This is a genomic window from Flavobacterium ginsenosidimutans, assembly GCF_037478105.1.
Lineage (GTDB): Bacteria > Bacteroidota > Bacteroidia > Flavobacteriales > Flavobacteriaceae > Flavobacterium > Flavobacterium ginsenosidimutans.
Genome location: NZ_CP147988.1, coordinates 2317967 through 2343556, shown reverse-complemented (window position 1 = coordinate 2343556; position 25590 = coordinate 2317967). Strand labels below are relative to the sequence as shown.

Genomic DNA, 25590 nt, shown 5'->3' with positions numbered 1-25590 from the left:
GATGCTGAGGTTCTAAGATTCTAAGTTTTTTTTAAAAGCTTCAAAAGAAAACTGAGAACCTCAACATCTTAGAATCTTAGAATCTCAAAAGAAATGACTTTTTCAGAAGAAAACTACTTAAAATCGATATATCACCTGACGGCAGCTTTGGAAACTGAAGTCAGTACGAATGCTATTGCCGAAATCATGGAAACAAAAGCTTCCTCTGTTACTGATATGCTTAAAAAGCTTGCAGAGAAAGATTTGGTTAATTATAAAAAATACCAAGGTGTTTCCTTGACTGAAAATGGAAAACTGGCAGCCAAAATGATTGTTAGAAAACATCGTTTGTGGGAAGTTTTTTTGGTTGAAAAACTAAACTTCAGCTGGGATGAGGTTCATGATATCGCTGAACAATTAGAACATATAAAATCGGAACAGTTGATTAATCGTTTGGATGATTTTCTTGGAAATCCAACTGAAGATCCACACGGCGATCCAATTCCTGATGCGAATGGAAGAATTATCAAAATTGAAAAACATTTGCTTTCTGAGTTGTCAGAAAATCAAACAGGAGTTTGCGTTGGTGTAAAAGATACTTCTTCGGAGTTTTTGAAATATCTGGACAAACAAGGAATTGCTTTGGGCTCTAAAATTGAATTTCTGTCTAAAGAATCTTTCGATTTATCTGTTCGAATTAAAGTTAATGATAGAGAATTATCGATTTCGAATAAAATTGCTTCTAATTTGTTTGTGAAACTGGTTTAGATAGTTATTCCGTAGAGTTCCGCAGAGATACATAATTTTATTTTTTTGTCAGGCTGAGCGAAGTCGAAGCCCCGCAAAGTGATTCAGCGAACGAGGCTTCGACTTCGCTCAGCCTGACAAAAAAATTATTTACACGATTCCTTTCTCAATCATTTCCAGCATAACTGGAGAAGCATTTTTAAAAGTTGGTGCTTGCTCGATAATACTTCCTGCGTTCTTTTTATTTACTTTGAAAGTTACATCTTCAGCAGTTGTAAATAAAAGTGCGGTTAAAAAAGGATTTTTTATATGAGTACCTAATATCAATAAAGCTTCGTCTAAAGTATGAATGCTTTCAATTTCTTCTGTTTTATATCTAAAAGTCAGAGAAATTGAAAATGTATTATCTTCATTCAAAACCAATCGGAAATAAACATTTTTAAGTTCGGTATCGCCCATAGTTTTGGCCAAAGTGAGTTTTGCGAAAGTTCCGCTTCGGATGCTTTCTTTAACTCGTTCACAAAAAAGGGCAAATATTGGTTCGTACATTTTTTTTTAAAGGTGCTAAGGTTCTGAGATGCTATCCCGAAGCGTCAGGACTAAGGTTTTACAATCTTTGTCTATTATTTTAACCGCAAAGGTCGCAAAGTTTTTTCGCAAAGGGCACAATGAAAATTAAAAACTTTGCGAACCTTGCGTAAATCTTAGCGACCTTTGCGGTTAAGAAAAAACTATTTTCCTGTAAATTCGGCTTTACGTTTTTCTAAAAATGCTGTGGTTCCTTCTTTAAAGTCTTGCGTTCCGAAGCATTTTCCGAATGATTTTATTTCGACATCAAAACCATTTTTACCATCAGCAAAATTAGCATTGATTGCTTTTATCGCTTTTCCTATTGCAAAAGGAGCATTTTTGATGATTTTTTGTGCGATGACGTTTGTAAACGACAGTAATTCTTCCTGAGGTATAACATGGTTTACTAAACCGTAATCTTTTGCTTGTTCGGCAGTAATCATTGCAGCGGTCATGATCATTTCCATTGCACGGCCTTTTCCAACTAATTGCGGCAAACGCTGTGTTCCACCATAACCTGGAATTAATCCTAAAGTAACTTCTGGAAGTCCCATTTTTGCATTATCAGAAGCAATTCTAAAATGACAAGCCATTGCCAATTCTAGTCCGCCTCCTAATGCAAATCCGTTGATTGCTGCAATAACTGGTTTTTTAAGACCTTCGATTAAATCGAAAAGTGATTCTTGTCCTTCAGCAGCCAATTGCGCGCCTTCAACAATCGTATAATTAGCAAATTCAGAAATATCAGCTCCGGCAACAAATGCTTTTTCACCGCTTCCAGTCAAAATAATAACGCGGATATCATCATTTTTACCCAATAATTTAATCGCTTTACTCAAATCGCTAATTGTTGCTTTGTTCAAAGCATTCAATTTTGTCGGTCTGTTTATAGTAATTGTCGCGATATTTTCTTCAATAGAAATTAAAAGATTTTCGTAGTTCATGACGCTTTTTTTATGAGTTTGTGATAGGAAGAGAAACTCTAAACGTAGTTCCTTTTCCGTAAGTTGACTCAAAGGTAATTGTTCCTTTGTAATTTTCGATAATGTTTTTGATAATTCCTAAACCAAGTCCCATACCGCTAGTTTTGGTAGTGAACTTTGGTTCAAAAATTCTGCCAATATCTTGTTTCTGAATCCCAATTCCGTTGTCTTTTACGGCAATTTCAACATTGTTGTTTCGTCTTTTTACTGAAACTTCAATAGATTTTTGAAACTGACTTTCTGGAATGGCCTGAATTGCATTTTTAACCAAATTGGTAATCACACGGATTAATTGCGTACGATCCATTTTGGAAATGATTTCTTCTTCTTCTTTTTCAAAAGAGATATAATCTTCGTTGAAAATATCCAAAGCCAGTTCGACAACCTCAACTACATTCAGCGTTTCGTTTTGCTGTGCTGGCATCGAAGCAAAGTTCGAAAATGCAGAAGCAACAGCTGTCATTGTATCAATCTGCTGAATTAAAGTCTCGGAGTAATCGTTCATCTTTTGTTTTACATCTGGAGCAGAAGGATCAAATTTTCGCTGAAAACTCTGAACCGTCAAACGCATTGGCGTAAGCGGATTTTTAATTTCGTGCGCCACTTGTTTTGCCATTTCGCGCCAAGCTTCTTCACGTTCGCTTTGCGCTAATTTAATTGCACTCGTTTCCAATTTGTCCACCATTCCGTTGTAAGCTCTAATCAAGAAATTAACTTCTTTGCTATTTGCTTCTAAAACAATTTTCTCATTTTTCTGATCCAGATTGGTTTCTTCCAAACGTTCAGAAATGGTTTTCAACGATTTTGTAATATAAGTCGATAGAAAATATGCCAATCCGAAAGCAACAATTAACATAAAAGAATAAACCTGACTTAAACGAATCAGGAAAGTATTCAATTCATTATCATAATAACCATCGTCTTCCAAATAGGGCAGATTTAGGATTCCGAGCGGTTTGAATTTTTCGTCTTTAATTAAACTGTATGAAGATCGGTTTTTGACTCCGTCGATCGTTTTAATATCTACAAATCGCTTTTCGATAGAAGAACGAACCAATTTTAAAATGTATTCTGGAATTGGCGGTGCGATTTTATCAACGGCAAAAGACTCTTTTGAAGATTTTAGCAGTTTCCCGTCAAGACCATAAATATTGATTTCGATTTTGTGAATCTGTGCTAACTCGTGGATTTTATCTTTAAAAATTAAATCCAGATTTTGGGTCTTTAACGGATAAGTAGTTGTAGCCAGAACATAATTGATGTGTTCTTTTACTGCATTTTCTTTTCGTTCTAAACGTTCTTGATGATATTCTTTGGCCTCGGTTTTAAACTGAATAATCGAAATCGAAGCCAATAAAAAAGATGCCACAACAATCAATACAATCATCGACAGGAAAATCCTGGTACGAAGCGAAAGCATTGTCATTTTGAAATCTAGCATGGTTTTAGTATTCAGTCTCAGTCTCAGTCACAGTCCCAGAAAAACTGAAAACTGAGACTGAGACTGAAAACTATTTTCTTTCTCTTATTCTCTTATAAAACCTGAATCCCAGCATAATTAAAACCGAGAATAAAATAATTCCGATTACGCCGTAGATCCAGTTGATAGCGCTTTTTAAAACTACTAAAAAAACAACGGCAAACAAAATAATCGTTGCGCCTTCGTTCCATAAACGCATAAAATTATTGGAATATTTTACTTCATCATTTTGCAATTGCTTAAATATCTGATGGCATTTTCCGTGGTATAAATACAAAAGGAAAACGAAACATAATTTTACGTGCATCCAAGGCATTGTTATCCAAACGTGACCTGCATCTGTAAAAAACAGCATCCAAAAAGCAAAAATACTCGCCAAAACCGCTGACGGCCATGTAATAATGTACCACAAACGGTAGGCCATAATTTTGTATTGCGCTTGGAGGATTTCCTTTTCTGGCGAAGGTTTTTCATTGGCTTCAATTTGGTAAACAAACAAACGCACAATATAAAACAAACCCGCAAACCAAGTTATTACAAAAATAAGATGCAGCGATTTTAGATAATTATAATATTCCATTACTTCTTAAATGTAGATTTTTTAAAAAGATCAATCATTTCTTTACCATCATCTTCATCTTCATAAACTATCGAATTGACAAAGATCTTATCATTAAAACCTCGAGAAAAAATCACTAGCGTTACCACTTTTTTTCCATCCTCAGTTATTTCTATTTGAGCTCTTCTAAATGGCAAACCCGAAATATTTTCAGTACTTACTGAATAATCTCCCATTTTACCTTTTGGATAAATTTTGCCAACATCCTTTAAAAGAAGAAAATCTTTTAATCTCATATTTAGATCAAGCGCTCGAACATCATTTCCAAAAAAATCTTCGTAATTCACTGAAAAATAATTGGCTTCATCTTTCTTAAAAACAACAATCGAATGTTTCTTTTTAGCTAAAGCCGTATCTCCTTTAATTTCGACTTTTTCCTTTAAATCTACTTTCTCATAATCATCTGGAACAGAAATCTGCCAATCGAATGTTTTATCATAAAAATTATTATCTGCAAGAGAATTGTTTTTTTTGCAACCTGAAAGAGTTACCAAAACAAGAAATAAAACGGAAATACTTTTTAATTTATTCATCTAATATTTATTTAGCCCAATCGTTAATCCAGTTAGAAACAGTTTGACACCATTCGTCTTCGTCATTTAAACAAGGAATTGCCAAGAATTCTTCTCCTCCATTTGCTTCAAAATCTTCTTTAGCACGCATAGCGATTTCTTCCAAAGTTTCTAAACAGTCTGAAACGAAAGCTGGTGTTACAACTGCTAATTTTTTGATTCCTTTTGACGGCATGTTATCAATTTCAACATCGGTATAAGGTTCTAACCATTTATCTCCAGCCAAACGAGATTGAAATGTCAAACTATATTTATCTTCAGGAAGTCCTAATAATTTAACGACTTGTCTTGTTGTTTCATAACATTGGTGACGATAGCAGAATTCATGCGCCGGAGATGGCGTATTACAACAAGAACCATCAATTTTACAATGTGATTTAGTTACATCGGTTTTACGAATATGACGTTCTGGAATTCCGTGATACGAAAACAACAAATGATCGTAATCAAACCCAACCAAATGTTTTTGAATAGAATCGGCCAAATTTTTAATGTAATCCGGTTTATTATAAAATGCCGGAACATCTGTAAACTTCATGTGAGGAAATTTCTTCTTACGAATTTCTTCTGCTTTTACTAAAATAGTCAAAGTCGAAGCCATTGCATATTGCGGATATAAAGGAAAAAGCATCACATCTGTAACTCCTTTATCGTGTAATTCCTGAAGTCCTTTTTCGATTGTCATCGTTCCGTAACGCATTGCCAAAGAAACTGGAACGTTAACAAGAGGCTGCACTTTTTTCTGCATTCTTTCTGAAAGCACAACTAATGGAGAGCCTTCATCCCACCAAATTTTCGCGTAAGCGTGTGCAGATTCTTCTGGTCTTTTTCTTAAAATAATACCGCGAACTAATAACGCTCTTAATAAATACGGAACATCGATCACGTATTTATCCATTAAAAATTCATCTAAATAAGGTTTAACATCTTTTGGAGTTGGACTTTCTGGAGATCCAAGATTTACTAATAATACGCCTTTCATTATTGTTTTTTTGCATTAGGCTTTAAGCATTAGGCTTTAAGCTTTTATTTGTTTTTAAAAATTTCGTCAAAAGTAGAACTTGCAACTTTTTCGAAATATGATAATTATTACTTTTTAATTATGTTCTTATTTATAAAATTGATTCCTATTTAAGAACTCACTTTATATTATTAACTTCTATATGCAGTTTTTCTTCCCAGCCTTTTCCATTTCGCTTCTCAAGATAAACATCGGTTATTTTTCGATATTCATTTGCCGCAGCATCTAATTCTTTATCACCAACAATGCATCCGAGATTCTTAATGTATAATCCGTATTTATGATAAATAGCCGTTTTTCTATTATTCCTCGATAATTCTAATGAATCTTTTGGCGGAAGCGGCAAACCAAAACCAAATGTCTTTACGCTATCGGCTTCAATATCATGAAATGCCATATTTCTATATTCAGCAACAAGCGGACTTTCTTGAGATTTACAACTCAAAAAGACAATTAAAATTGGGAAAATAACTTTCTTCATTTATTAAACATTCGCATTAATCGACATCAAATACTTCTTTGGAGTTGTGGCAAACTTTTTCTTAAATGCCGCTATAAAGTGACTTCCAGTGCTGTAGCCAATTTTAAGTCCAACTTCGTTTACATTATAAGAACCGCTATCTAAAAGTTTTCGGGCGAAATCCATTTTGTAATCGAACAAGAAACCGTAAACTGTATCACCATAAATTTGTTTGAAACCCATTTTGAGTTTCTTCACGTTCAAACCAATTTCATCTGCCAATTCTTGCAGTCCTGGCGGTTCGGCCATATTTGCAATTACAATTTCTTTGGCTTTCCTAATTTTTAAAACATTGTCTTCGTCAATCAAAAACGGACATTGTTCTGCATTTGGGTCTTCAGTTCTATTGAAATATAAACTCAGTAATTCGTATCCTTTTCCTTTATAATAAAGATTTTTTATCGAAGGATGAAGATTGTAATGAAACAGCTGACTCAACACAATTGCCATTGACGGACTGATATTTCCTTCATTATAATACTTCTTGTCCTTATTATCAGCACTTAAAAAAGTAATATAATCGGCTTCGGCAGAAAATAACGCGTGAAATTTCTTGATGGAAACAATTACAGAAATCACCCAAGAGTTAGGCGCAAGTTCTAAATTAAGCGGTAATTCTTTCTGCGGATTGTACAAAAGCAGTGATTTTTCTTCCTTCAAATCCAAAGCATAATTGCCTTGATTGAATAAGAATTTTGCATTCCCTTTTATCCCGAAGTGAAACTGTATCAGGCCAGTACCTATTTCATGCTGCGCATAAAATGGCTCCAAACTGTCATTTTGAAAACGGATCATCGTAAAGTCGTCTTCAATTTTTATAATTTCTTGAGAACCCATAGCGATATTTTTTTGAAACAAAAATCAAAACAAACTTCAAATGTTATTTAGAACGACTCTAAACTAATCGCTTCAAAGGAGCTGATTTTGCTACAAAAGTAGTCCTTTTTACTCAAAAACACCTATTTAGGTTCAAAAAAACATACAGCGACATAAAAAGTACTTTTAGCGTTATTTTTATCGATGGTATAGTAATAATTTTGTTGCACTTTTATGAAAGTGAATTTATGGAAAACAATAACGTACCGAAACACCTTTATTTTTACTCAGTTGGTCTGAGTTATAAAAAAGCTGATGCTGAGGTCAGAGGTCAATTTAGTTTGGATGCCGTTGCGAAAACTCGCCTACTGGAACAAGCTAAAAACGAGGGAATAGAAAGTCTAATAGTTACTTCAACTTGCAACAGAACCGAAATCTACGGTTTTGCTGAACACCCATTTCAATTAATAAAACTTATCTGCGATAATAGTAACGGATCTGTAGATGCTTTTCAAAAAGTTGGTTTCGTTTATAAAAATCAAGAAGCAATCAATCACTTATTTCGCGTAGGAACTGGATTAGACAGTCAGATCTTAGGCGATTTCGAAATTATATCTCAAATTAAAACCAGTTTCATTCATTCAAAATCAATGGGATTAGCCAATGCTTTTATGGAAAGATTGGTAAATGCAGTAATTCAGGCAAGCAAAAGAATTAAGACTGAAACAGAAATTAGTTCTGGAGCAACTTCAGTTTCTTTTGCATCTGTACAATATATTTTGAAAAATGTTGAAGATATCAGCAACAAAAACATTCTCCTTTTCGGAACTGGAAAAATCGGAAGAAATACTTGTGAGAATTTAGTAAAACACACTAAAAACGAGCATATTACTTTAATCAATAGAACTAAAGATAAAGCAGAGAAATTAGCAGGAAAATTAAATTTGATAGTTAAAGATTACTCTGAATTACATTTAGAACTTCAAAAAGCCGATGTTGTAGTTGTAGCAACAGGCGCACAAAACCCAACGGTTGACAAAGCAATTTTAAATCTTAAAAAACCTTTGTTGATTCTAGATTTGTCGATTCCGAAAAACGTAAATGAAAATGTTGAGGAATTAGAAGGCGTAACTTTAATTCACATGGATTATTTGTCTCAATTGACAGATGAAACTTTGGAAAACAGAAAATTACACATTCCGGCTGCTGAAGCAATCATCGAAGAAATCAAAGAAGAATTTGTTACTTGGATGAAAGGCCGAAAATTTGCTCCGACAATCAATGCTTTAAAAGAAAAATTAAACGCTATTAAAGCTTCTGAATTAGATTTTCAAAGTAAAAAAATTGCCGATTTTAACGAAGAGCAAGCCGAAATCATCAGTAACCGAATCATTCAGAAAATCACTACTCATTTCGCAAATCATTTAAAAGACGACGATACCATGGTTGATGAAAGCATCGAATGGATCGAAAAAGTCTTCAAAATAAAAGCATCTTAGTTATTTTACCATTAAGACATTAAGAAAATTAAGTTTTATGCTTAATTCACTTCATGTCTTAATGGTAATTTTTAATAAAAAAACATGGCTGAAAAAACAATCAGAATAGGAACGCGCGATAGCGAATTAGCACTTTGGCAAGCACATACTGTCGAGAAAAAACTAAACGACTTAGGTTATAAAACCTCAATTGTGGCGGTTAAATCTCAAGGTGATATTATTCTGGATAAACCTCTTTACGAATTGGGGATTACTGGAATTTTTACCAAAACGCTTGACATTGCTATGATCAATGGCGATATTGATATTGCGGTGCATTCTATGAAAGATGTTCCAACGGCTTTACCAAAAGGTATCGTTCAAGGTGCAGTTTTGCCAAGAGCCAATGTTTTGGATATTTTAGTTCATAAAGGAAATCCTGATTTTACAAATCCAAGCACCATCGCAACTGGAAGTCTGCGTCGCCAGGCACAATGGTTCAATAAATATCCAAATCATACTGTAGTTGATTTACGCGGAAACGTAAATACGCGTATGCAGAAATTACAAGATAACGAATGGGACGGCGCTGTTTTTGCTGCTGCTGGTTTGGAAAGAATTAATCTGAAACCTGAAAATTTCATCAACTTAGATTGGATGATTCCTGCGCCGGCACAAGGAGCTATGCTAGTTGTGGCAATGGAGAATGACAATTATACTTTGGATGCACTTTCTCAGTTAAATGATATTGAAACTGAAATCTGTACGTATATCGAACGTCAGTTTTTGAGAACTTTAGAAGGCGGATGTACTGCCCCAATTGGAGCTTTGGTTACTTATAACGAAGACGAAGACACTTTACATTTTCAAGGAGTTTTACTTTCAATTGACGGAAAACAAAAATTGGAAATCAACAAAACGGTCGATATTTCAGAATGGAAGAAATTAGGTTTCAACTCGGCTCAGGAGATTTTGAATAATGGTGGAACGGAATTAATGCAGAAAATTAAAGAATCCCTGAAAAAATAATGGCGAAACCAGTTCAAATACTATCTACCAAAATATTATCTCCTCTTCATAAACAAGAGCTGATGAAATATGGCATTGAATTAATCGAAGCCGATTTTATTAAAACCAAAAACAAATCTTTCGAATTAAAAGACCTCAACGAGAGTCTGATTTTTACAAGTCAAAATGCCGTTCACAGCGTTTTATCAGATCCAAAATCAGAAGAGCTCAAAAAGAAAAACGTATACTGTGTTGGACTTAAGACCAAAACGCTTTTAAGCGATAATGGCTTTAATGTTGTGGCTTACACCGGTTATGCTTCTGATTTGGCTGAAATTATCACTTTGATTTATGGAAATGAAAGCTATACTTTTTTCAGTGGAAACTTAAGAAGAGATACTTTGCCAGATGCTTTGAAAGAAAACGGAATTAAATTCAATGAAATTCAGGTTTACGAAACTACGCTACAACCTCAGAAAATAAAAGCAAATCCAGAAGCAATATTATTTTTTAGTCCGTCTGGAGTTAAAAGTTATCTGAAAGACAATACTATAAACAAACAAATCTGTTTCTGCATTGGCGATACAACAGCAGAAGCTTTATTGAAAGTAACAAAAAATATTATCATCGCTGATCAGCCAACAATTGAAGACGTGATCGAAGATGTAATTCACGAATATAAATAAAAACCTTTGCAACTTTGTCCTTTTGTGACTTTGCAACTAAATAAAAAAACATGTTAAAAAACGACCTATTTTTAAAAGCATTAAAAGGAGAAACAGTACAGCGTCCGCCAGTATGGATGATGCGTCAAGCGGGAAGATATTTGCCAGAATTTAGAGAACTTCGTGATAAATATGATTTTTTTACTCGTTGCGAAACTCCAGAATTAGCTGCTGAAATTACGGTTCAGCCAATTCGCAGAATTGCTCCAGATGCGGCTATTTTATTCTCAGACATTTTAGTAGTGCCACGCGCAATGGGAATTCATGTAGAATTAAAAGACAATTTGGGTCCGATAATTCCAGATCCAATTCGTACAATGGAACAAGTAAACCAAGTTTTTGTTCCAGATGTAAATGAAACATTAGGTTACGTTTTCGACGCGGTGAAATTAACTAAGGAAATGTTGAATGATGAAGTTCCGTTAATTGGTTTCGCAGGTTCGCCTTGGACAATTTTCTGTTATGCTGTTGAAGGAAAAGGTTCTAAAAGTTTTGACACAGCAAAAGGATTCTGTTTTTCAAATCCAGTTGCAGCACATACTTTATTGCAAAAAATCACCGATACGACTATTTTATATTTAAAAGAAAAAGTAAAATCTGGAGTAAATGCCGTTCAGATTTTTGATTCTTGGGGAGGAATGCTTTCTCCGGTCGATTATCAAGAATTTTCATGGAAATACATTAACCAGATTGTTGACGCTTTAGCTGATATAACACCAGTTATTGTTTTTGGAAAAGGATGTTGGTTTGCTCTTGGCGAAATGGGTAAAAGTAAAGCTTCTGCATTAGGAGTTGACTGGACTTGTTCAGCTAGAAATGCACGTTACTTGTCTGGTGGAAACATTACTTTACAAGGAAACTTTGATCCGTCAAGATTACTTTCTCCAATTCCAACTATCAAGAAAATGGTTCATGAGATGATTGACGAATTCGGAAAAGACAAATATATTGTAAATTTAGGTCACGGAATTTTACCAAATATCCCTGTAGATCACGCAAAAGCGTTTATTGACGCGGTGAAGGAATACGGGAATTAATTAGTGTTCAGTTTTCAGTCGCAGTTTTCAGATTTCACTGCGACTGAAAACTGCGACTGAAAACTAAAAAACATGCTCAACAAAGGTTTACGAGACGAAGAAAAAATAAGAATTGATAATGTTCTCAAAACGTTACGAACTTTTGTTTTTGTACCTTATCCTTTGACTGTTTTACAAAAAACTGATATTGAAAATCAGCTGAAAGAATTTGCATTAAACATTGAAACTTTGATCGATTATTCGAACGAAGATTTAATCACATTATTAATGCGTCTACATTTTGATTGGGAACAATTAGAACAATTTGCCGATATTTTAATAGAATTTTCTAAAGCTGAAAATTATAATTTTGAAAATAAGGCTTTGGCTATTTACCAATATGTTCAAGCCGAAAGCAAAGTTTTTTCTTTTGGAATTAATACTAAAATCTCCTCTTTAAAAAACAAATAAAATGAGTTTTACAGATTGGAAAACAGACCGAATTCAAAATATTCTTCCCGAAGAGTTCTACAAACTGATTGATAAAAATAAAACTCATATTGGCAAAACATTTCCAGTAACACTTGCCAATTCAGATTCTCTTGAAAAAGCTCAAAATTTCATATCGCTAAGTTTAGATAAAGAGAAAAACAAAGAAGGTTTCCATTTTTATGCCCGAGATGTTAAAACCAATGAATTAATTGGTTATTTATGTGTGAAAACAATTGATTACCGCATCTCAAAATGTGAATTTGGATATTTTGTAGACGAAGATTATCAAGGAAAAGGAATTACGTCTAAAATGGTTTCAGATGCACTTGAATTTTGTTTCAATGAATTAATGCTGAACAAGGTTTTTATCTGCACATCTGAAATTAATGTCGCAAGTCAGCGAATTGCATTAAAACATAATTTTAAACAAGAAGGAATTTTAAGAGACGAATTTAGAAATGGAGACGGCACTTTGCAAAACTCTGTTTACTTCGGACTTCTTAAATCAGAATACATAAAATCATGAAAGACAAATTTTACGCATACATACAAAATTTACAAGACCAGATCTGTGCAGGATTAGAAGCTGTTGACGGAACTACAAAATTCCGTGAAGATCTTTGGAAACGTCCAGAAGGCGGCGGCGGAAGAACACGTGTTATTGAAAACGGTACAGTTTTCGAAAAAGGCGGCGTAAACATTTCAGCCGTTCACGGAAAACTTCCTGAAACGATGCAAAAAATGTTTGGCGTTGGCGAAGCCGATTTCTTTGCCTGCGGATTAAGTTTGGTTATTCATCCGAAAAGCCCGATGGTTCCTACTGTGCACGCCAATTGGCGATATTTCGAAATGTACGATGAAAAAGGAAATGTGATCGAACAATGGTTTGGAGGCGGACAAGATTTAACTCCATATTATTTGTTTGAAGAAGATGCAATTCACTTTCACCAAACTTGTAAAACAGCTTGTGACAAACACAATCCAGAGTTTTATCCAAAATATAAAAAACAATGCGATTCGTATTTTTGGAATGCGCATAGAAATGAAGCTCGCGGTTTAGGCGGTTTATTCTTTGATTATTGCAAAGCAAATGAGCAAATGTCAATGGAAAATTGGTACGATTTCGTAACCGAAGTTGGAAATAGTTTCCTTGAAGCTTATGTACCAATTGTAGAAAAAAGAAAGAACTTAGAATATACTCCTGAACAAAGAACTTGGCAAGAAATCCGTCGTGGCCGTTATGTTGAATTTAATTTGGTTCACGACAAAGGAACATTGTTCGGGTTAAAAACAAACGGAAGAATTGAAAGTATTTTGATGAGTTTGCCTCCGCATGTACAATGGGTTTACGATCATCATCCAGAAGTAGGAAGCGAAGAAGAAAAATTGATCAACGTTTTGGCAAGTCCGCGCGAGTGGATTTCGTAATCTAAAATTTTATTTAATTTGATAAATTATATGTCGCCCCTCTGGGGCTTCTTTTTTTGTTGTCGATTCAATTTCTATAAATATTTTGCTCCGCTGGAGCATTTTTTTATGCTTATTAAAGAGGGTTGTATATAATTATAACCAAATATATTTCGCTCCGCTGGAGCTCTTGGTCTGATCTGACCTTTTCGACTCTATAAATATTTCGTTCCTCTGGGACTTAACACTTATCTAAAAAAGCTCCAGCGTAGCGAAATATTTTTAGAATAATTCGCCACACACAAAGCCCCATAGGGGCGACATATTTATAGAAATTAACATCTTCCCCAGTCAAAAGCCCCAGCGGGGCGGCATATTTATTCAACACAAAAAACCAATACTTATCTTACAAATTAAATTTATTAATTAGCTTTACTGTTTAATAATTTTAATTAAAATGGCAAACACCTATTCTCAATTGTACGTTCAAATTGTTTTTGCTGTTAAGGGAAGACAAAACTTAATTTCGACAAAATGGAAAGATGAAATCTACAAATACATTACAGGAATTATCACTAATCAAAAACAAAAACTGATTGTAATTAATGGAATGCCAGATCATATTCATATCTTAGTTGGAATAAAACCAGACATTTCAATATCAGATTTAGTACAAGACATTAAAACCAATTCATCAAAATTCATAAATGAACAAAAATGGATAAATGGCAAATTTGAATGGCAAACTGGTTTTGGTGCATTCTCATATAGCCATTCGCAGTTGACTAATGTGATAAAATATATTGAAAATCAAGAAGAACATCATAAAACAAAAACATTCAAAGAAGAATACATTGCATTTTTAAAACTATTCAATATTGATTTTAAAAATGAATATGTTTTTGATGAAGTTTAATATTGTTTCGCTCCGCTGGAGCTTCAATTTTGGTTGTCAATTTATTAGCTATAAATATTTTGCTCCGCTGGAGCATGTTGGAAAATTAAATACTTATTATTGATGAATTTAAAGTTAATTAGGATATTGTTCTTCACCAGTATTTTTGGATGTTTTGCCCAAAACGACACATTACAGAATCCGTATTTTAAATCTTATAGTGATAAAATTACCGCCAGCGTTTATTATTTAGACACTTCTAATAGTTTCGAAATTGCTTCAGATAATCAGGATCCGAAAATATATGTAAGTCTAATTCCCAATCGACGAGAGCAGATTGGTTTCAATTTAAACTATAAAATCATTGACGTTACAATTGGTTTTGCCCCTAAATTCCTTGGCGGAAATAAAGGCGATTCTAATTCTAAACATTTTAATTTCAACACCCGTTTTTATTACAAAAAATGGATGCAGTCTTTTACTTTCATCAACCAAAAAGGATTTTACATCAGCGATGACAACATAACGGCACAATTGCCTCATATGCGCACTACCAAAATTGGCGGATCGACTTCTTATGTTTTCAACGATAAATTCTCTTTCAAAACATTGGTAAGTCAAAACGAATGGCAGACTAAAAGCTCTGGAAGTTTCATTCCGTCATTTTCTTTTTATTATACCAATCTTGATTTAAATACTCCCGATTCTTCGCCTGGTGATATTTATGTTTTTACTTTGGCTCCCGCCTATTTTTACAATTTCGTAATTAGTAATCGGGTTTTAATTGGAGCTGGACTCGCTTTGGGAGCTGGAATTAATGATATTGATGGCGATACCTCAGCTTTATATCAGGCCGATTTCAATTTAAAACTGGCTTATAATAAAGATCGCTTTTTTGGATTTGCAAGTCTTAACACCGTAAGTTTTGCGCAAGATGAAAAAGTAGATCCAAGATTGAATGATAATATTGCGACTGTAAAACTTTCTGTTGGTTACCGATTTGATCCTCCAAAAAAGGTAAAAGAAGTTTACGATAAAGTCAATGAAAAGATTGGCCTTTAAGAAATCTTAATCTGAAATAAATAGCAAACACGATAAAAATGCTTAAATTACAGTGATTTATGTAAACTAAAATTCATTATTATGGAAAATAGGAACAAAGAACAATTAAATCTCATGCATTCCGGAAAAGGATTTATCGCGGCACTAGATCAAAGCGGCGGTAGCACACCAAAAGCATTATCGCAATATGGCGTTGAAGAAAATCAATATTCAAATGACGAAGAAATGTACACTCTTGTACATGAAATGAGAACCAGAATTATTAAAAGTCCCGCTTTTGACAGCCAATACATTCTTGGTGCTATTTTGTTTGAAAACACAATGGACCGTAAAATTGACGGACAATGGACCGCTGAATATTTATGGGAGAAAAAACAAATCATTCCGTTTTTGAAAGTAGATAAAGGTCTTGCTGATCTTGCCAATGGCGTTCAGTTAATGAAACCGATTTCTAATTTAGACGAATTGCTTGATCGCGCTGTAGATCGAAAGATTTTTGGAACCAAGATGCGTTCTGTTATTAAAGAAGCAAATCCGACTGGAATTCAAAAAGTGGTAAAACAGCAATTTGAAGTTGGTCTGCAGATATTTAAGAAAGGTCTTGTGCCGATAATCGAACCTGAAGTTGATATTTATATTTCGGATAAAGAAAAATCAGAACAGATTTTAAAAGACGAAATCAAGAAACAGCTGGATTTACTGGATAAAGATGTAAAAGTAATGCTGAAACTTTCCATTCCAACGGTAAAGAACTTCTACAGCGATTTAATGTCCGATCCGCATGTGGTTCGAGTTGTGGCACTTTCAGGCGGATATTCCAGAGAAGAAGCCAATCAGAAACTAGCTGAAAATCACGGATTGATTGCAAGTTTTTCAAGAGCATTATCAGAAGGCCTTAGCGCTGGACAATCTGACGCTGAATTTAATTCGCAATTAGGCAATTCGATTAAAGAAATTTACGAAGCTTCTATTCAATAAAAACATAAAAAAAATCCCTGAAGTTGTTTCAGGGATTTTTGTTTTAATTATTTCAAAGTCATTTCGTCGGCTAAATCTAATGTCTGCAAAATGATGTTTTTATCAGACTTAAAAGAGTTTAGTTTAAAAATAAATTTCAATTTATTATCAACTAGCTTTTTAGGCGATTCAATCGAAACATCTGAAAACTGAGAAGAAATTTTTGTCATTCGATCCAATTCTGAATCTTTAGCGTTTTTCCCAAATGTTTTGATTGTTTGCGCAATATTCATCTTTCCTGAAATGTAATTTTTGCTCAAATCTTTCTTGGTGTCTTTAGCAAAAGATCCTTTTCCTGTTCCAAAATAATCTTTTGTATTGGCAACAATCACAACATCTTTGTCTTTCAGAATAAAAATATCACCGTAATCTTTTGTTCCAACAATAGTGTACGCATTTCCGTTTTGAACTAGTATTCTTTTACGAACTCCAAGTTGCAGCAATTTGTCTCCAAATGTTGGATGCGTAGATGTAAAAATCACAGAAAACAACGGAATAGATTTTTTAACTTTCTCTTCGGTTATCTTTTCTTCAAAATTCTCGTCATAATCGTATTTTTTGGTCAAAACCTCAACATCTTTCACATCATATAAAAAAGCGCTTAAATCGCCGTCAAAAAGTTTCGCTGTGGCTTCTTCATCAACAATGGTAGAAATCAAATCTGTGATAATGCTGATATCTTCTTTTCCGAATTTCGGATTTTGAAATAATTCTGTCGTTAACGATGGAAAATTTTCAAGTGCTGCTTTTGTATTGAAATGATACGAAACATATCCTAAAGGCTTTTCGGCAGGAAAATAATTGAAGATATTTTTATTGATTTTTCGATTGCTAATTTTGCTTACAACTTCAGCAATTTCAGTTGAATATTCTACAACCTCCTCGATTCGGGCATTGTCATTATCAAAATAAAAATCGACATTTATTCCTTTTATAAAATTCCCGAAATTCTTCTGCATTGGCAGATATTTATCATAACCGCCAAATAATCCCAGCGGATAATTATACAGCGAATAAAAACTCGACATTACGCCGCCATAATTTACCCAAGACGAAATATCGGCTGCAGCATTTATTTTTGGAGAACTTGGTGCTATAAAACCATTTTCGAAAAGCGCTTTAATAATCTGACTTTGCTTCTCGGCCAATTTTCTATCAAATTCTGCTTGTTCAACAGTGTATTCTTCGTATGGATTTCCATCATACAAATAATCTTTTTCGGTCTCCGCTACTGTGGTTTCTTCAATTATTGGTTCATCATGCATCACAGATGGTTCCGCAATTTTTGGTGTATCGACAACCATTGGAACAGGAACTTCTATAACCGTTTCTGAATAAGCATCTGATACTTCAATAGAATCACTCGAAACGGTAGTTTCAGCTACATCATAAAATTTAGAAGGAAGTCTTTTTGTCAATTCAAATACAACCAAATAATTGTCATTCCACACAAAAGATCTTTTTACTCCGCTTGGCGTAAAAACAGCATATTTGCCGAAATCTTGAATTCCTCCTTTTCCTAACGAATCACTTTTTTCACCAGCTCCTAATTTTTCAACCAGATATTGCTTAACGGCTTCTTTACTTTTTACAGGAATAGTAACTTGGTAAAATGGAACGCTGTCTAAGAAATTGCCATGAATCGTAATTTTTTCATCTAATTTGATGATTGACGCATATTTTCGAAGATCAAAATCAGGTTTTTTGCTGATGTATTTTGTGATAATCGGATGATTCAAAACTTCGTCAATGCTGACTTTTTTAGAAAGCTGATTTCCGTTAAACTGAACAAAATAATCGTATTTGTCTGGACTCGTTTGTCCAAAAGTAAAATACGTGGCAAATAGAAAAATTAGAGTGTAAAAATGCTTCATAAAATCAAGGCGTTAATTGGATGGTATTATTCATTAAAGTCGATTTCTTAAATACGCTGTACATACTTTGTTTTAAAAAAACCGTCTTTTTGTTTTTGGAAATTTTGCTGTTTGCATTGTCAACAGCTACAATATCTTTATCGAAAGTATAAATAGAAATAATACTCGCTTCTTCTAGATCTTTCTTTTTCTTTGGGTCGTTTAATACTTTTTCAGGAACGGGATAAGATGCAATTCTTTCGAAAGTTTTGCCACTTCCGCTAAAGTGAATCTGATCGCGCTGATTGTTGATTGTATTTACAACGGCATTCAGTGCTTTCAGATTGGCGTAGTTCAGTTTGATGATAAAGACATAATTGTCAAAATCTGTTTTGGTGCTTACGTTGGAAATTCCGTTTATCTTTAAAGCTTTTTCTTTAAAGTCACTGAGTTTAGCGGTAATTTCCTGTTCGTTTGGAATTTTTACGCCATCGACTTCTTCGAGCCAAATAGCCGATTTGGTTTTAAACCAAGATTTGGAAAAATCTACAATTAGAGTATATTCACCACTTTGATCGTCGTGATGTTTGATTCTTTCTGTAATCTCAAAACAACTCGTTAAAAACAGACAGCAAAATAAAGCGAGAATTTTCTTCATTAGACAAATTTAGATGGAATATTCTGAAAAACCATGATATGTCTAAATTCTTAGTTCGATAGCGTGGATTTATTTTTAATATACTAATATTGTAAAATCAGAAAAATCGATTGAGTTTCCATCAAAATCTTCTTTTACCTCGCCTATTAGACCGCATGGAATATTTCCTTGAGAATAGATTTCTAAAAGATAATTGAAAAATATAGGGATTCTTTTATTTATCAAAATATAGTGATCTTCCATTGCTGCTCCTAGAACATTCCACAAGACATCATCAATAATACTTTTATCAAGATTATTTTTTTCTACAAAAAATTTTGCTGTAGTCTCTATTTGTTTCAAATTACTTTTGTTGATTTCTGTAATTCTATTCCAATCCTGATAATCATTACGATTATTTTTATGTAGAAAAACCGTTAATCTGTTTCTTGCTTCCATTGTCAAATCTTCCCAATTCTGAGAAATTATATTCTTTTGCATTTCATCAAAAGACTTCATAAACTTAATTTTAATTGGAAAATCTGCAATAGAGAACTCTTTTCCACAATTAGAAAACCATTCAATATTATTTATTTTTTCAAAAAATGGATTATTCATATATATTTCAATTATAAATTAATTCTCAAAACAAAAAAATCAATATTTGCGGGCACGGATTGCAAATCCGCGCTATCAGCTTATTCTCCAAGTTTAAAATTATTCTCAATTACATTTTGAAATATCTTTTTATCAAAATCTAATTTATTTTTTTGAAATTTCATAGCAATTTTATCAGCGCTTTCTAGCAATAATTTCTTCAAATTATTTAAAAAAATAATTTCATTTTCCGATTCATTCCCAATCCAGACTGATTCATCAATACATAAATCGATTAAAATCTTTTTATTCTTTTTTAAATATTTAATATTATACACACCCGTTGACTCATAAAATTTTGTAATGTCTCCATTTAAACAAAGAAAGATTGTTATGATTTCAACATCTTTTCCCAAATTAACAGGAAGGAAATTTTGTTTTATTCTTTTTCTAAAATTAATCACTATACCGTGTACATTTTCAAAATTTACATGTGGAATTCCACCAATTCTTCCATTTAAAAATATTTCCATATTATTTTTATTTTCGATAGCCCGCAACAGTGAGATTCAACCTAATGCCTCAAAACAAAAATCAATCTTTGTGGGCACGGATTGCAAATCCGCGCTATCGGGTTGCAAATCCGCGCTATCGGCTAAATCCGCGCTATCGAGTTAAAAAATCAATTGTAAAATCCTTTATTTTTTGAATTTTATCCTGAAGCACAATCGTTCTGTTTTTGTTTACGATTAGAAAAACACTTGAATTAAGTGCAGAGACGTGAATATATTCATCTTTATAATTTTCTAATTCAACAAATGAATCAGGAAAATCATCATTCTGCAAATTGTCAAGTTCATTTAAAACAACATTTAATGAAACAAAATAAAATTTATTTCCTCGGGTTCTACTTCCAGTTTTTAGATTATTATATCGAATTTTAATTATAGGCGAAACTTCTCGATCCCAATCAATTGTGGAAACTATATCTCTTCTCAATAATTTTACTTCCTCTGAACTTTCATTTCCATTAAATTCGCAATTGTAAATAGGGAATGTTACAATTGTGTTTAAATAAAGATCTTTATCTTGTGTTTCAAAAATTGAATGGTATTTATAAGGTAAAAACGCTATTCCATTCATTTCCATTTCATTGTAAAAAATGTTGTTAAGTTTTACAAACTTATCAAACTGTATGTTTTTGTTATTTTCATCTACAATCTTTAAAAATTCGCATATCTTTTTTTCCGATAATTCCCCTCGTACAATTAATAGCAATAATTTTCCTTTAATACTTGAAAAATTTATGAAATGAGTAAATACATATATTGGAGTAACTACACGATAACAATACCATTTTGGAACAAAACTTTGTTCAAGACTATAATATTTTTCTATTTTGGAACGAAAACATTCCTCTGACTCTGAGTTCATTTGCTTTATATTAAAAAATAAGATTTTTCCTAATTTTGCAAATCTACTTCAAATAAAAACATCAAACCAAATTTTTAGATAATATTAACTCATTCTACAGCAAGCCAAACGCCTTATTTTGTTCCTTTTTTCTTTAACTTTGCGCCACTCATTAAAAAGTGAGATAAACTTCAAAAAAAAATAAAAACAACTGCAGTTTTAGAAATAGATTTTCAGTCTGAGTTTCAAAGAAATCAACTAAAAGTCTAAAATCTAAAATCTAAAATCTAAAATTATATGTTCCCATTACAAAGAGGCAGAAGATTAAGAGTAAATGAATCCATTCGTTCTTTAGTTCGTGAAACCAGTTTAAGTCCATCGGATTTTATGTTTCCAATGTTTATTGCTGAAGGCGAAAATGTAAAAGTCGAAATTCCGTCAATGCCGGGAATTTTCAGAAGATCAATAGATTTAACAGTTGAAGAAGTAAAAGAACTTTTTGATTTAGGAATTCGCGCCGTAAATATTTATGTAAAAGTTAGCGAAAACCTAAAAGACAATACTGGAAAAGAAGCTTGGAATGCTAACGGATTAATGCAGCAAGCTATTCGTGCTATAAAAGCAGCTTGTCCAGAAATGATCGTTATGCCAGATGTGGCTTTAGACCCATATTCTATTTATGGTCATGACGGAATCATAAAAAATGGTGATGTAGAAAACGACAGCACAGTTGATGCTTTAGTAAAAATGGCTATTTCTCACGCAGAAGCTGGTGCCGATTTTGTAGCGCCAAGCGATATGATGGACGGACGTGTTTTACGCCTTCGCGAAGGTTTAGATGCTGCTGGATTTCAGAATGTTGGAATTATGAGCTATTCTGCTAAATATGCTTCTGCTTTTTATGGTCCGTTTAGAGATGCTTTAGATTCTGCTCCAAGAGAAGCTGATGTTGTGGTTCCAAAAGATAAAAAAACATACCAAATGGATTATGCAAACCGAATCGAAGCGATCAAAGAAGCTTTATCTGACGTTGAAGAAGGTGCAGATATGGTTATGGTAAAACCAGGAATTGCTTATTTGGATATTGTTCGCGAAATTAAAAATACAGTGCATGTTCCTGTAACCGTTTATCAGGTTTCTGGAGAATACGCAATGGTTAAAGCGGCATCTGAAAGAGGCTGGTTAGATCACGACAAGATTATGATGGAACAATTAATGTGCATCAAACGTGCAGGTGCTAATCTTATTTCAACATATTTTGCTAAAGAAGCAGCAATACTTTTAAAGAAATAAGATGAAAAAGGTTTTATTTTTATCTGCTGTTTTAGCTTTTGCTTCTTGTAAAAAAGAAGGTTCTGAATCTACAAATACAACAACTGAATCGGTTTCTGAAGGCGAATCGGCGAAAGCCAAAACTCCAGAGGAATTAGGAAAACAAATATTTGAAAGCAATGGAAATTGTTTTGCATGCCATCAGCCGGATCAAAAAGTAATTGGCCCAAGCATTAAAGAAATTGCCAAAATCTACAAAGACAAAAATGGCAATATCGTTACTTTCTTAAAGGGAAATGCAGAACCAATTGTAGATCCGAGTCAGTTTGAGATTATGAAAACCAATTTTGCTATTACTCAATCAATGTCTGATGAAGAATTAAAAGCAATTGAAGCTTATATTTATAGTTATTTAAAGTAAGAATTTTTTGTAATTTTTAACTACTGCTGACATACTGTTGTCATTAAACACTTTTAAATTTGCTCAATAATTTAAAAAATTAAATAATGAGCATTAAAAGATTTAGCATTATTGGTATAGCTATTAGAACAACAAATGAAGGTGGCAAATCTGGAAAAGATATACCTCAGCTTTGGAACAAATTTATCTCGGAAAATATTGGAGATAGAATTCCGAACAAGCTAGACAACGCTATTTATTGCGTTTATACAGATTACGAAAAAGATCATACAAAACCTTATACGACAATTATTGGATGTAAAGTAAGTGGTTTGGATGAAATTCCAAATGATATGATTGGAAAAACAATTGAAAATAGTACTTACGAAAAGTTTACTGCTAAGGGAAATTTAACTGAAGGTGCTGTCTATAATGAATGGCTTAAAATTTGGAATTCTGATTTAAACCGATCTTTTACATCCGATTTTGAAGTTTACGATCAAAGGTCGGCAAATTTACAAAATGGAGAAGTTGACATCTATATCGCTTTAAAATAAAACAAAAGGAACTCTCTTTTAAAAGCTCTTTTATTGCAAGCTTCGGAGAAGCGAAATATTTATACCAAAAAATAAATATTTACAATATAAAGCTCCAGCGGAGCGACATGTTTTTTATAATCTAATGCATGTCGCTCCGCTGGAGCTTTTTCATTTATCTTCTTGAAATTCTATAAATATTTACCCCGCTGGGGTATTTTGCTGTAGAAATTTATATCAAAATCAAACGTTCCTACGGAACACAAATATAATAGGATCGTCAATATTTTTTTTCTACCGATGATATGTTCCTACGGAACATTGTTTGATTATCTCAAAATAAAAAAGGGCGGTCTCGAAAATCGAGACCGCCCTTTTTTTTATTATAAAAATTGATTACCAGATTTTAACTCGTTTTTCTGGTTCAACATACATTTTATCACCTTTCTTAATATCGAACGCTTTGTAGAAAGCATCAACATTCTGAATTGGAACGTAAGCTCTATACATTCCTGGAGAGTGCGGATCTGTTTTCACTTGATTTTTGATCGCTTCGTCTCTAGTTTTTGTTCTCCAAACCGTAGCCCAAGAAATAAAGAAACGTTGTTCTGGTGTAAATCCGTCGATTAAACCTGGATTTCCATGAGCTTTCAAATACAATTGTAATCCGTCAAAAGCAGCATTGATTCCACCTAAATCTCCAATGTTTTCACCTAAAGTAAAATTACCATCAACGTGAATTCCTGGCAGAGGCTCAAGAGCACTGTATTGATTTGCTAAATCTGTTCCAAGAGCAGTAAATTGTTTCAAATCATCTTCTGTCCACCAGTCAACTAAATTTCCTTCTGCGTTGTAACGTGCACCAGAATCGTCAAATCCGTGAGAAATCTCGTGACCAATTACTGCTCCAATTCCACCATAATTAACCGCTTCGTCAGCTTGGTAATTGTAGAAAGGCGGCTGTAAAATTGCTGCTGGGAATACAATTTCATTATAAGATGGATTGTAATAAGCATTTACCGTTTGAGGAGACATATGCCATTCTGTTTTATCAACAGGCTTAGACAATTTATCGATGCTTTTCTTAAAATTCCATCTTGATACGTTTTTAGTGTTCTCATAGTAGCTTCCTCCTTCTGCAACACTTTTAATCTCAAGCGCTGAATAATCTTTCCATTTATCAGGATATCCAACTTTAATCGTAATTTTATTCAATTTTTCAATTGCTTTTGCCTTTGTATCTTTAGACATCCAGCTTAAATTGTTGATACGATTTTGGTAAGCCGTAATTACATTATGAATCATGTCAACTGCTTTTGTTTTAGCTTCAGCAGGAAAAACTTTCTCAACATAAAGTTTTCCAAGAGCCTCACCAACTGTTCCGTTCACTACATTTAGCGCTCTTTCTTCAGCAGGAAGCTGTTTAATTGCACCTCTTAATGTTTTGCTGTAAAAATCAAAATTAGCTTGATCAATTGCTGTTGTCAATTTACTTGCAGCATTGTTTAATAGATCCCATTTTAGGTATTCTTTCCATTGTGCAACTTTGTTTGCTTTGAAAACAGTTTCTAAAGCCGTCATATATTTAGGCTCAGAAACAATTACAGTTTCTAATTTAGTAATTCCTAAACCGGCAAAATATTCGTTCCATTTGATAGCTGGAGTTAATTTTTGAAGTTCAGCAATTGTCATTGGGTTGTATTGCAAACGGCTGTCTCTTCTTTCAACTCTGTTTAATCTTGGTTGTGACAATTCTGTTTCTAAAGCTAAAATTTCAGCAGCGCTTTGTTTCGCTTTTTCTGGAGATTCTCCAATAAACTGAAGCATTCTTGCAACATGCAATTCATATTTCGCACGTTTTTCTTTAGAATCTTTATCATCAGAAGTGTAGTAATCTTTATCAGAAAGTCCTAATTGGCTTGGCCCTAAATTTACAGAGTTTTTAGAACTGTCTTTATCATCAGCTCCAATGTAAATTCCGAAAAAACCAGCGTTTCCTTCTTGTTCCATTTCAACCAAATATTTCTGAACATCAGCAATATTTTTAATTGCGTCGATTTTTTTCAGATATGGTTTTAATGGTTCAATTCCTCTTTTATTTCTTCCGATAGAATCTAGATAAGTATTAAACAGGTTAACTGCTTTTCCTTGATCTGTATTTGATTTATACTTTGGATTTTTTGAAGCTTCTTGTAAAACTGCCATTACATCTTTGTCAGTTTTTTTAATCAGCTCATTAAAACTTCCCCATGTCGTACGATCACTTGGGATTTCTGTTTTTTCTAACCAAGTTCCGTTTACATATTTGAAAAAATCCTGACTTGGGCTTATTTTCGTATCCATGTAAGACACATTAATACCTGGCTCTTTTGGCGCTGTTTGAGCTTGAGCTGCAGTTATTGCAAACATTGCAGATATCACACCAAACACAGGTTTAGCAAATTGTTTTTTCATAAAAAATTATAGTTTAAGGGA

At 33.3% G+C, this 25590-nt stretch carries 28 protein-coding genes; 14 read left to right on the top strand and 14 right to left on the bottom strand.

Going from position 1 to position 25590, the window contains the following annotated elements:
- The first annotated feature begins 93 nt into the window (after positions 1–93).
- A complete protein-coding gene (locus tag V6624_RS10380; protein ID WP_111284868.1) occupies positions 94–747 on the top strand; it encodes a metal-dependent transcriptional regulator in 654 nt (217 codons plus the stop codon).
- A gap of 129 nt (positions 748–876) precedes the next feature.
- Here the strand turns inward: V6624_RS10380 and V6624_RS10375 are convergent, their stop codons facing one another.
- The 8 genes from V6624_RS10375 to V6624_RS10340 form a co-directional block, all read right to left on the bottom strand.
- On the bottom strand, positions 877–1275 hold the full coding sequence (locus tag V6624_RS10375; protein ID WP_111284867.1) for a hypothetical protein: 399 nt from the start codon (positions 1273–1275) through the stop codon (positions 877–879).
- A gap of 182 nt (positions 1276–1457) precedes the next feature.
- Positions 1458–2240 carry an enoyl-CoA hydratase/isomerase family protein gene (locus V6624_RS10370; protein WP_111284866.1) on the bottom strand — a complete coding sequence of 261 codons (783 nt, stop codon included), beginning with the start codon at positions 2238–2240 and terminating at the stop codon, positions 1458–1460.
- Between the two features lie 10 nt (positions 2241–2250).
- Positions 2251–3666: a sensor histidine kinase gene (locus V6624_RS10365; RefSeq protein ID WP_111284865.1), complete on the bottom strand. Its 1416-nt coding sequence runs from the start codon at positions 3664–3666 to the stop codon at positions 2251–2253.
- Between the two features lie 124 nt (positions 3667–3790).
- Positions 3791–4339 carry a CopD family protein gene (locus V6624_RS10360; RefSeq protein WP_111284864.1) on the bottom strand — a complete coding sequence of 183 codons (549 nt, stop codon included), beginning with the start codon at positions 4337–4339 and terminating at the stop codon, positions 3791–3793.
- On the bottom strand, positions 4339–4911 hold the full coding sequence (locus V6624_RS10355) for a hypothetical protein (RefSeq protein ID WP_338841693.1): 573 nt from the start codon (positions 4909–4911) through the stop codon (positions 4339–4341). Before V6624_RS10355 ends, V6624_RS10360 begins: the two co-directional genes overlap by 1 nt.
- Positions 4912–4918: 7 nt before the next feature.
- Entirely contained in the window at positions 4919–5932 is a 1014-nt protein-coding gene (hemH, locus tag V6624_RS10350) for a ferrochelatase (protein WP_111284862.1), read from the bottom strand.
- A 157-nt stretch (positions 5933–6089) separates the two neighbouring features.
- Positions 6090–6452, bottom strand: coding sequence for a hypothetical protein (locus V6624_RS10345; protein WP_111284861.1), 363 nt, complete (start codon positions 6450–6452; stop codon positions 6090–6092).
- A 3-nt stretch (positions 6453–6455) separates the two neighbouring features.
- Positions 6456–7328 carry an AraC family transcriptional regulator gene (locus tag V6624_RS10340; RefSeq protein ID WP_111284860.1) on the bottom strand — a complete coding sequence of 291 codons (873 nt, stop codon included), beginning with the start codon at positions 7326–7328 and terminating at the stop codon, positions 6456–6458.
- Between the two features lie 227 nt (positions 7329–7555).
- On the opposite strand from V6624_RS10340, the gene hemA reads away from it, so the two are divergent.
- The 10 genes from hemA to V6624_RS10290 all read left to right on the top strand — a co-directional run bounded on the left by hemA (position 7556) and on the right by V6624_RS10290 (position 16368).
- Entirely contained in the window at positions 7556–8806 is a 1251-nt protein-coding gene (gene hemA, locus V6624_RS10335) for a glutamyl-tRNA reductase (RefSeq protein ID WP_111284859.1), read from the top strand.
- 84 nt (positions 8807–8890) lie between these two features.
- The gene (hemC, locus tag V6624_RS10330; protein ID WP_111284858.1) at positions 8891–9814 is read left to right on the top strand and encodes a hydroxymethylbilane synthase; all 924 of its coding nucleotides are present in this window, start codon (positions 8891–8893) and stop codon (positions 9812–9814) included.
- Positions 9814–10479 (top strand): uroporphyrinogen-III synthase, encoded by a 666-nt coding sequence (locus tag V6624_RS10325; RefSeq protein WP_338841691.1) that lies wholly within the window; start codon positions 9814–9816, stop codon positions 10477–10479. Before hemC ends, V6624_RS10325 begins: the two co-directional genes overlap by 1 nt.
- 50 nt (positions 10480–10529) lie before the next feature.
- Entirely contained in the window at positions 10530–11555 is a 1026-nt protein-coding gene (gene hemE, locus V6624_RS10320; protein WP_338841690.1) for a uroporphyrinogen decarboxylase, read from the top strand.
- 72 nt (positions 11556–11627) lie between these two features.
- Complete coding sequence (locus V6624_RS10315; protein WP_111284855.1) at positions 11628–12005, top strand: hypothetical protein; 378 nt, start codon at positions 11628–11630, stop codon at positions 12003–12005.
- 1 nt (position 12006) lies between these two features.
- Entirely contained in the window at positions 12007–12552 is a 546-nt protein-coding gene (locus V6624_RS10310) for a GNAT family N-acetyltransferase (protein WP_111284854.1), read from the top strand.
- Entirely contained in the window at positions 12549–13454 is a 906-nt protein-coding gene (gene hemF, locus V6624_RS10305) for an oxygen-dependent coproporphyrinogen oxidase (RefSeq protein WP_338841689.1), read from the top strand. Before V6624_RS10310 ends, hemF begins: the two co-directional genes overlap by 4 nt.
- Positions 13455–13890: 436 nt before the next feature.
- Complete coding sequence (gene tnpA / locus V6624_RS10300) at positions 13891–14349, top strand: IS200/IS605 family transposase (protein ID WP_111284852.1); 459 nt, start codon at positions 13891–13893, stop codon at positions 14347–14349.
- 102 nt (positions 14350–14451) lie between these two features.
- On the top strand, positions 14452–15390 hold the full coding sequence (locus tag V6624_RS10295) for a DUF4421 family protein (RefSeq protein ID WP_338841688.1): 939 nt from the start codon (positions 14452–14454) through the stop codon (positions 15388–15390).
- An 81-nt stretch (positions 15391–15471) separates the two neighbouring features.
- Positions 15472–16368 (top strand): fructose bisphosphate aldolase, encoded by an 897-nt coding sequence (locus V6624_RS10290; RefSeq protein WP_111284850.1) that lies wholly within the window; start codon positions 15472–15474, stop codon positions 16366–16368.
- A 47-nt stretch (positions 16369–16415) separates the two neighbouring features.
- On the opposite strand, the gene V6624_RS10285 is transcribed toward V6624_RS10290, so the two are convergent.
- The 5 genes from V6624_RS10285 to V6624_RS10265 form a co-directional block, all read right to left on the bottom strand.
- The gene (locus V6624_RS10285) at positions 16416–18281 is read right to left on the bottom strand and encodes a hypothetical protein (protein WP_338841687.1); all 1866 of its coding nucleotides are present in this window, start codon (positions 18279–18281) and stop codon (positions 16416–16418) included.
- Positions 18282–18285: 4 nt separating this feature from the next.
- Positions 18286–18918 carry a hypothetical protein gene (locus V6624_RS10280; RefSeq protein ID WP_111284848.1) on the bottom strand — a complete coding sequence of 211 codons (633 nt, stop codon included), beginning with the start codon at positions 18916–18918 and terminating at the stop codon, positions 18286–18288.
- Between the two features lie 75 nt (positions 18919–18993).
- The gene (locus tag V6624_RS10275) at positions 18994–19515 is read right to left on the bottom strand and encodes a hypothetical protein (protein WP_111284847.1); all 522 of its coding nucleotides are present in this window, start codon (positions 19513–19515) and stop codon (positions 18994–18996) included.
- Positions 19516–19595: 80 nt separating this feature from the next.
- Positions 19596–20027 carry an Imm12 family immunity protein gene (locus V6624_RS10270; RefSeq protein ID WP_111284846.1) on the bottom strand — a complete coding sequence of 144 codons (432 nt, stop codon included), beginning with the start codon at positions 20025–20027 and terminating at the stop codon, positions 19596–19598.
- Between the two features lie 133 nt (positions 20028–20160).
- The gene (locus V6624_RS10265) at positions 20161–20928 is read right to left on the bottom strand and encodes a hypothetical protein (RefSeq protein WP_111284845.1); all 768 of its coding nucleotides are present in this window, start codon (positions 20926–20928) and stop codon (positions 20161–20163) included.
- 276 nt (positions 20929–21204) lie between these two features.
- On the opposite strand from V6624_RS10265, the gene hemB reads away from it, so the two are divergent.
- The 3 genes from hemB (at position 21205) to V6624_RS10250 (ending at position 23136) form a co-directional block, all read left to right on the top strand.
- Positions 21205–22200, top strand: coding sequence for a porphobilinogen synthase (hemB, locus tag V6624_RS10260; RefSeq protein ID WP_111284844.1), 996 nt, complete (start codon positions 21205–21207; stop codon positions 22198–22200).
- Position 22201: 1 nt separating this feature from the next.
- Positions 22202–22600, top strand: coding sequence for a c-type cytochrome (locus V6624_RS10255; protein WP_111284843.1), 399 nt, complete (start codon positions 22202–22204; stop codon positions 22598–22600).
- A gap of 86 nt (positions 22601–22686) precedes the next feature.
- Positions 22687–23136: a GyrI-like domain-containing protein gene (locus tag V6624_RS10250; protein WP_111284842.1), complete on the top strand. Its 450-nt coding sequence runs from the start codon at positions 22687–22689 to the stop codon at positions 23134–23136.
- Between the two features lie 375 nt (positions 23137–23511).
- Here the strand turns inward: V6624_RS10250 and V6624_RS10245 are convergent, their stop codons facing one another.
- Positions 23512–25569, bottom strand: coding sequence for a M13 family metallopeptidase (locus tag V6624_RS10245; protein ID WP_111284841.1), 2058 nt, complete (start codon positions 25567–25569; stop codon positions 23512–23514).
- Positions 25570–25590: the final 21 nt, after the last annotated feature.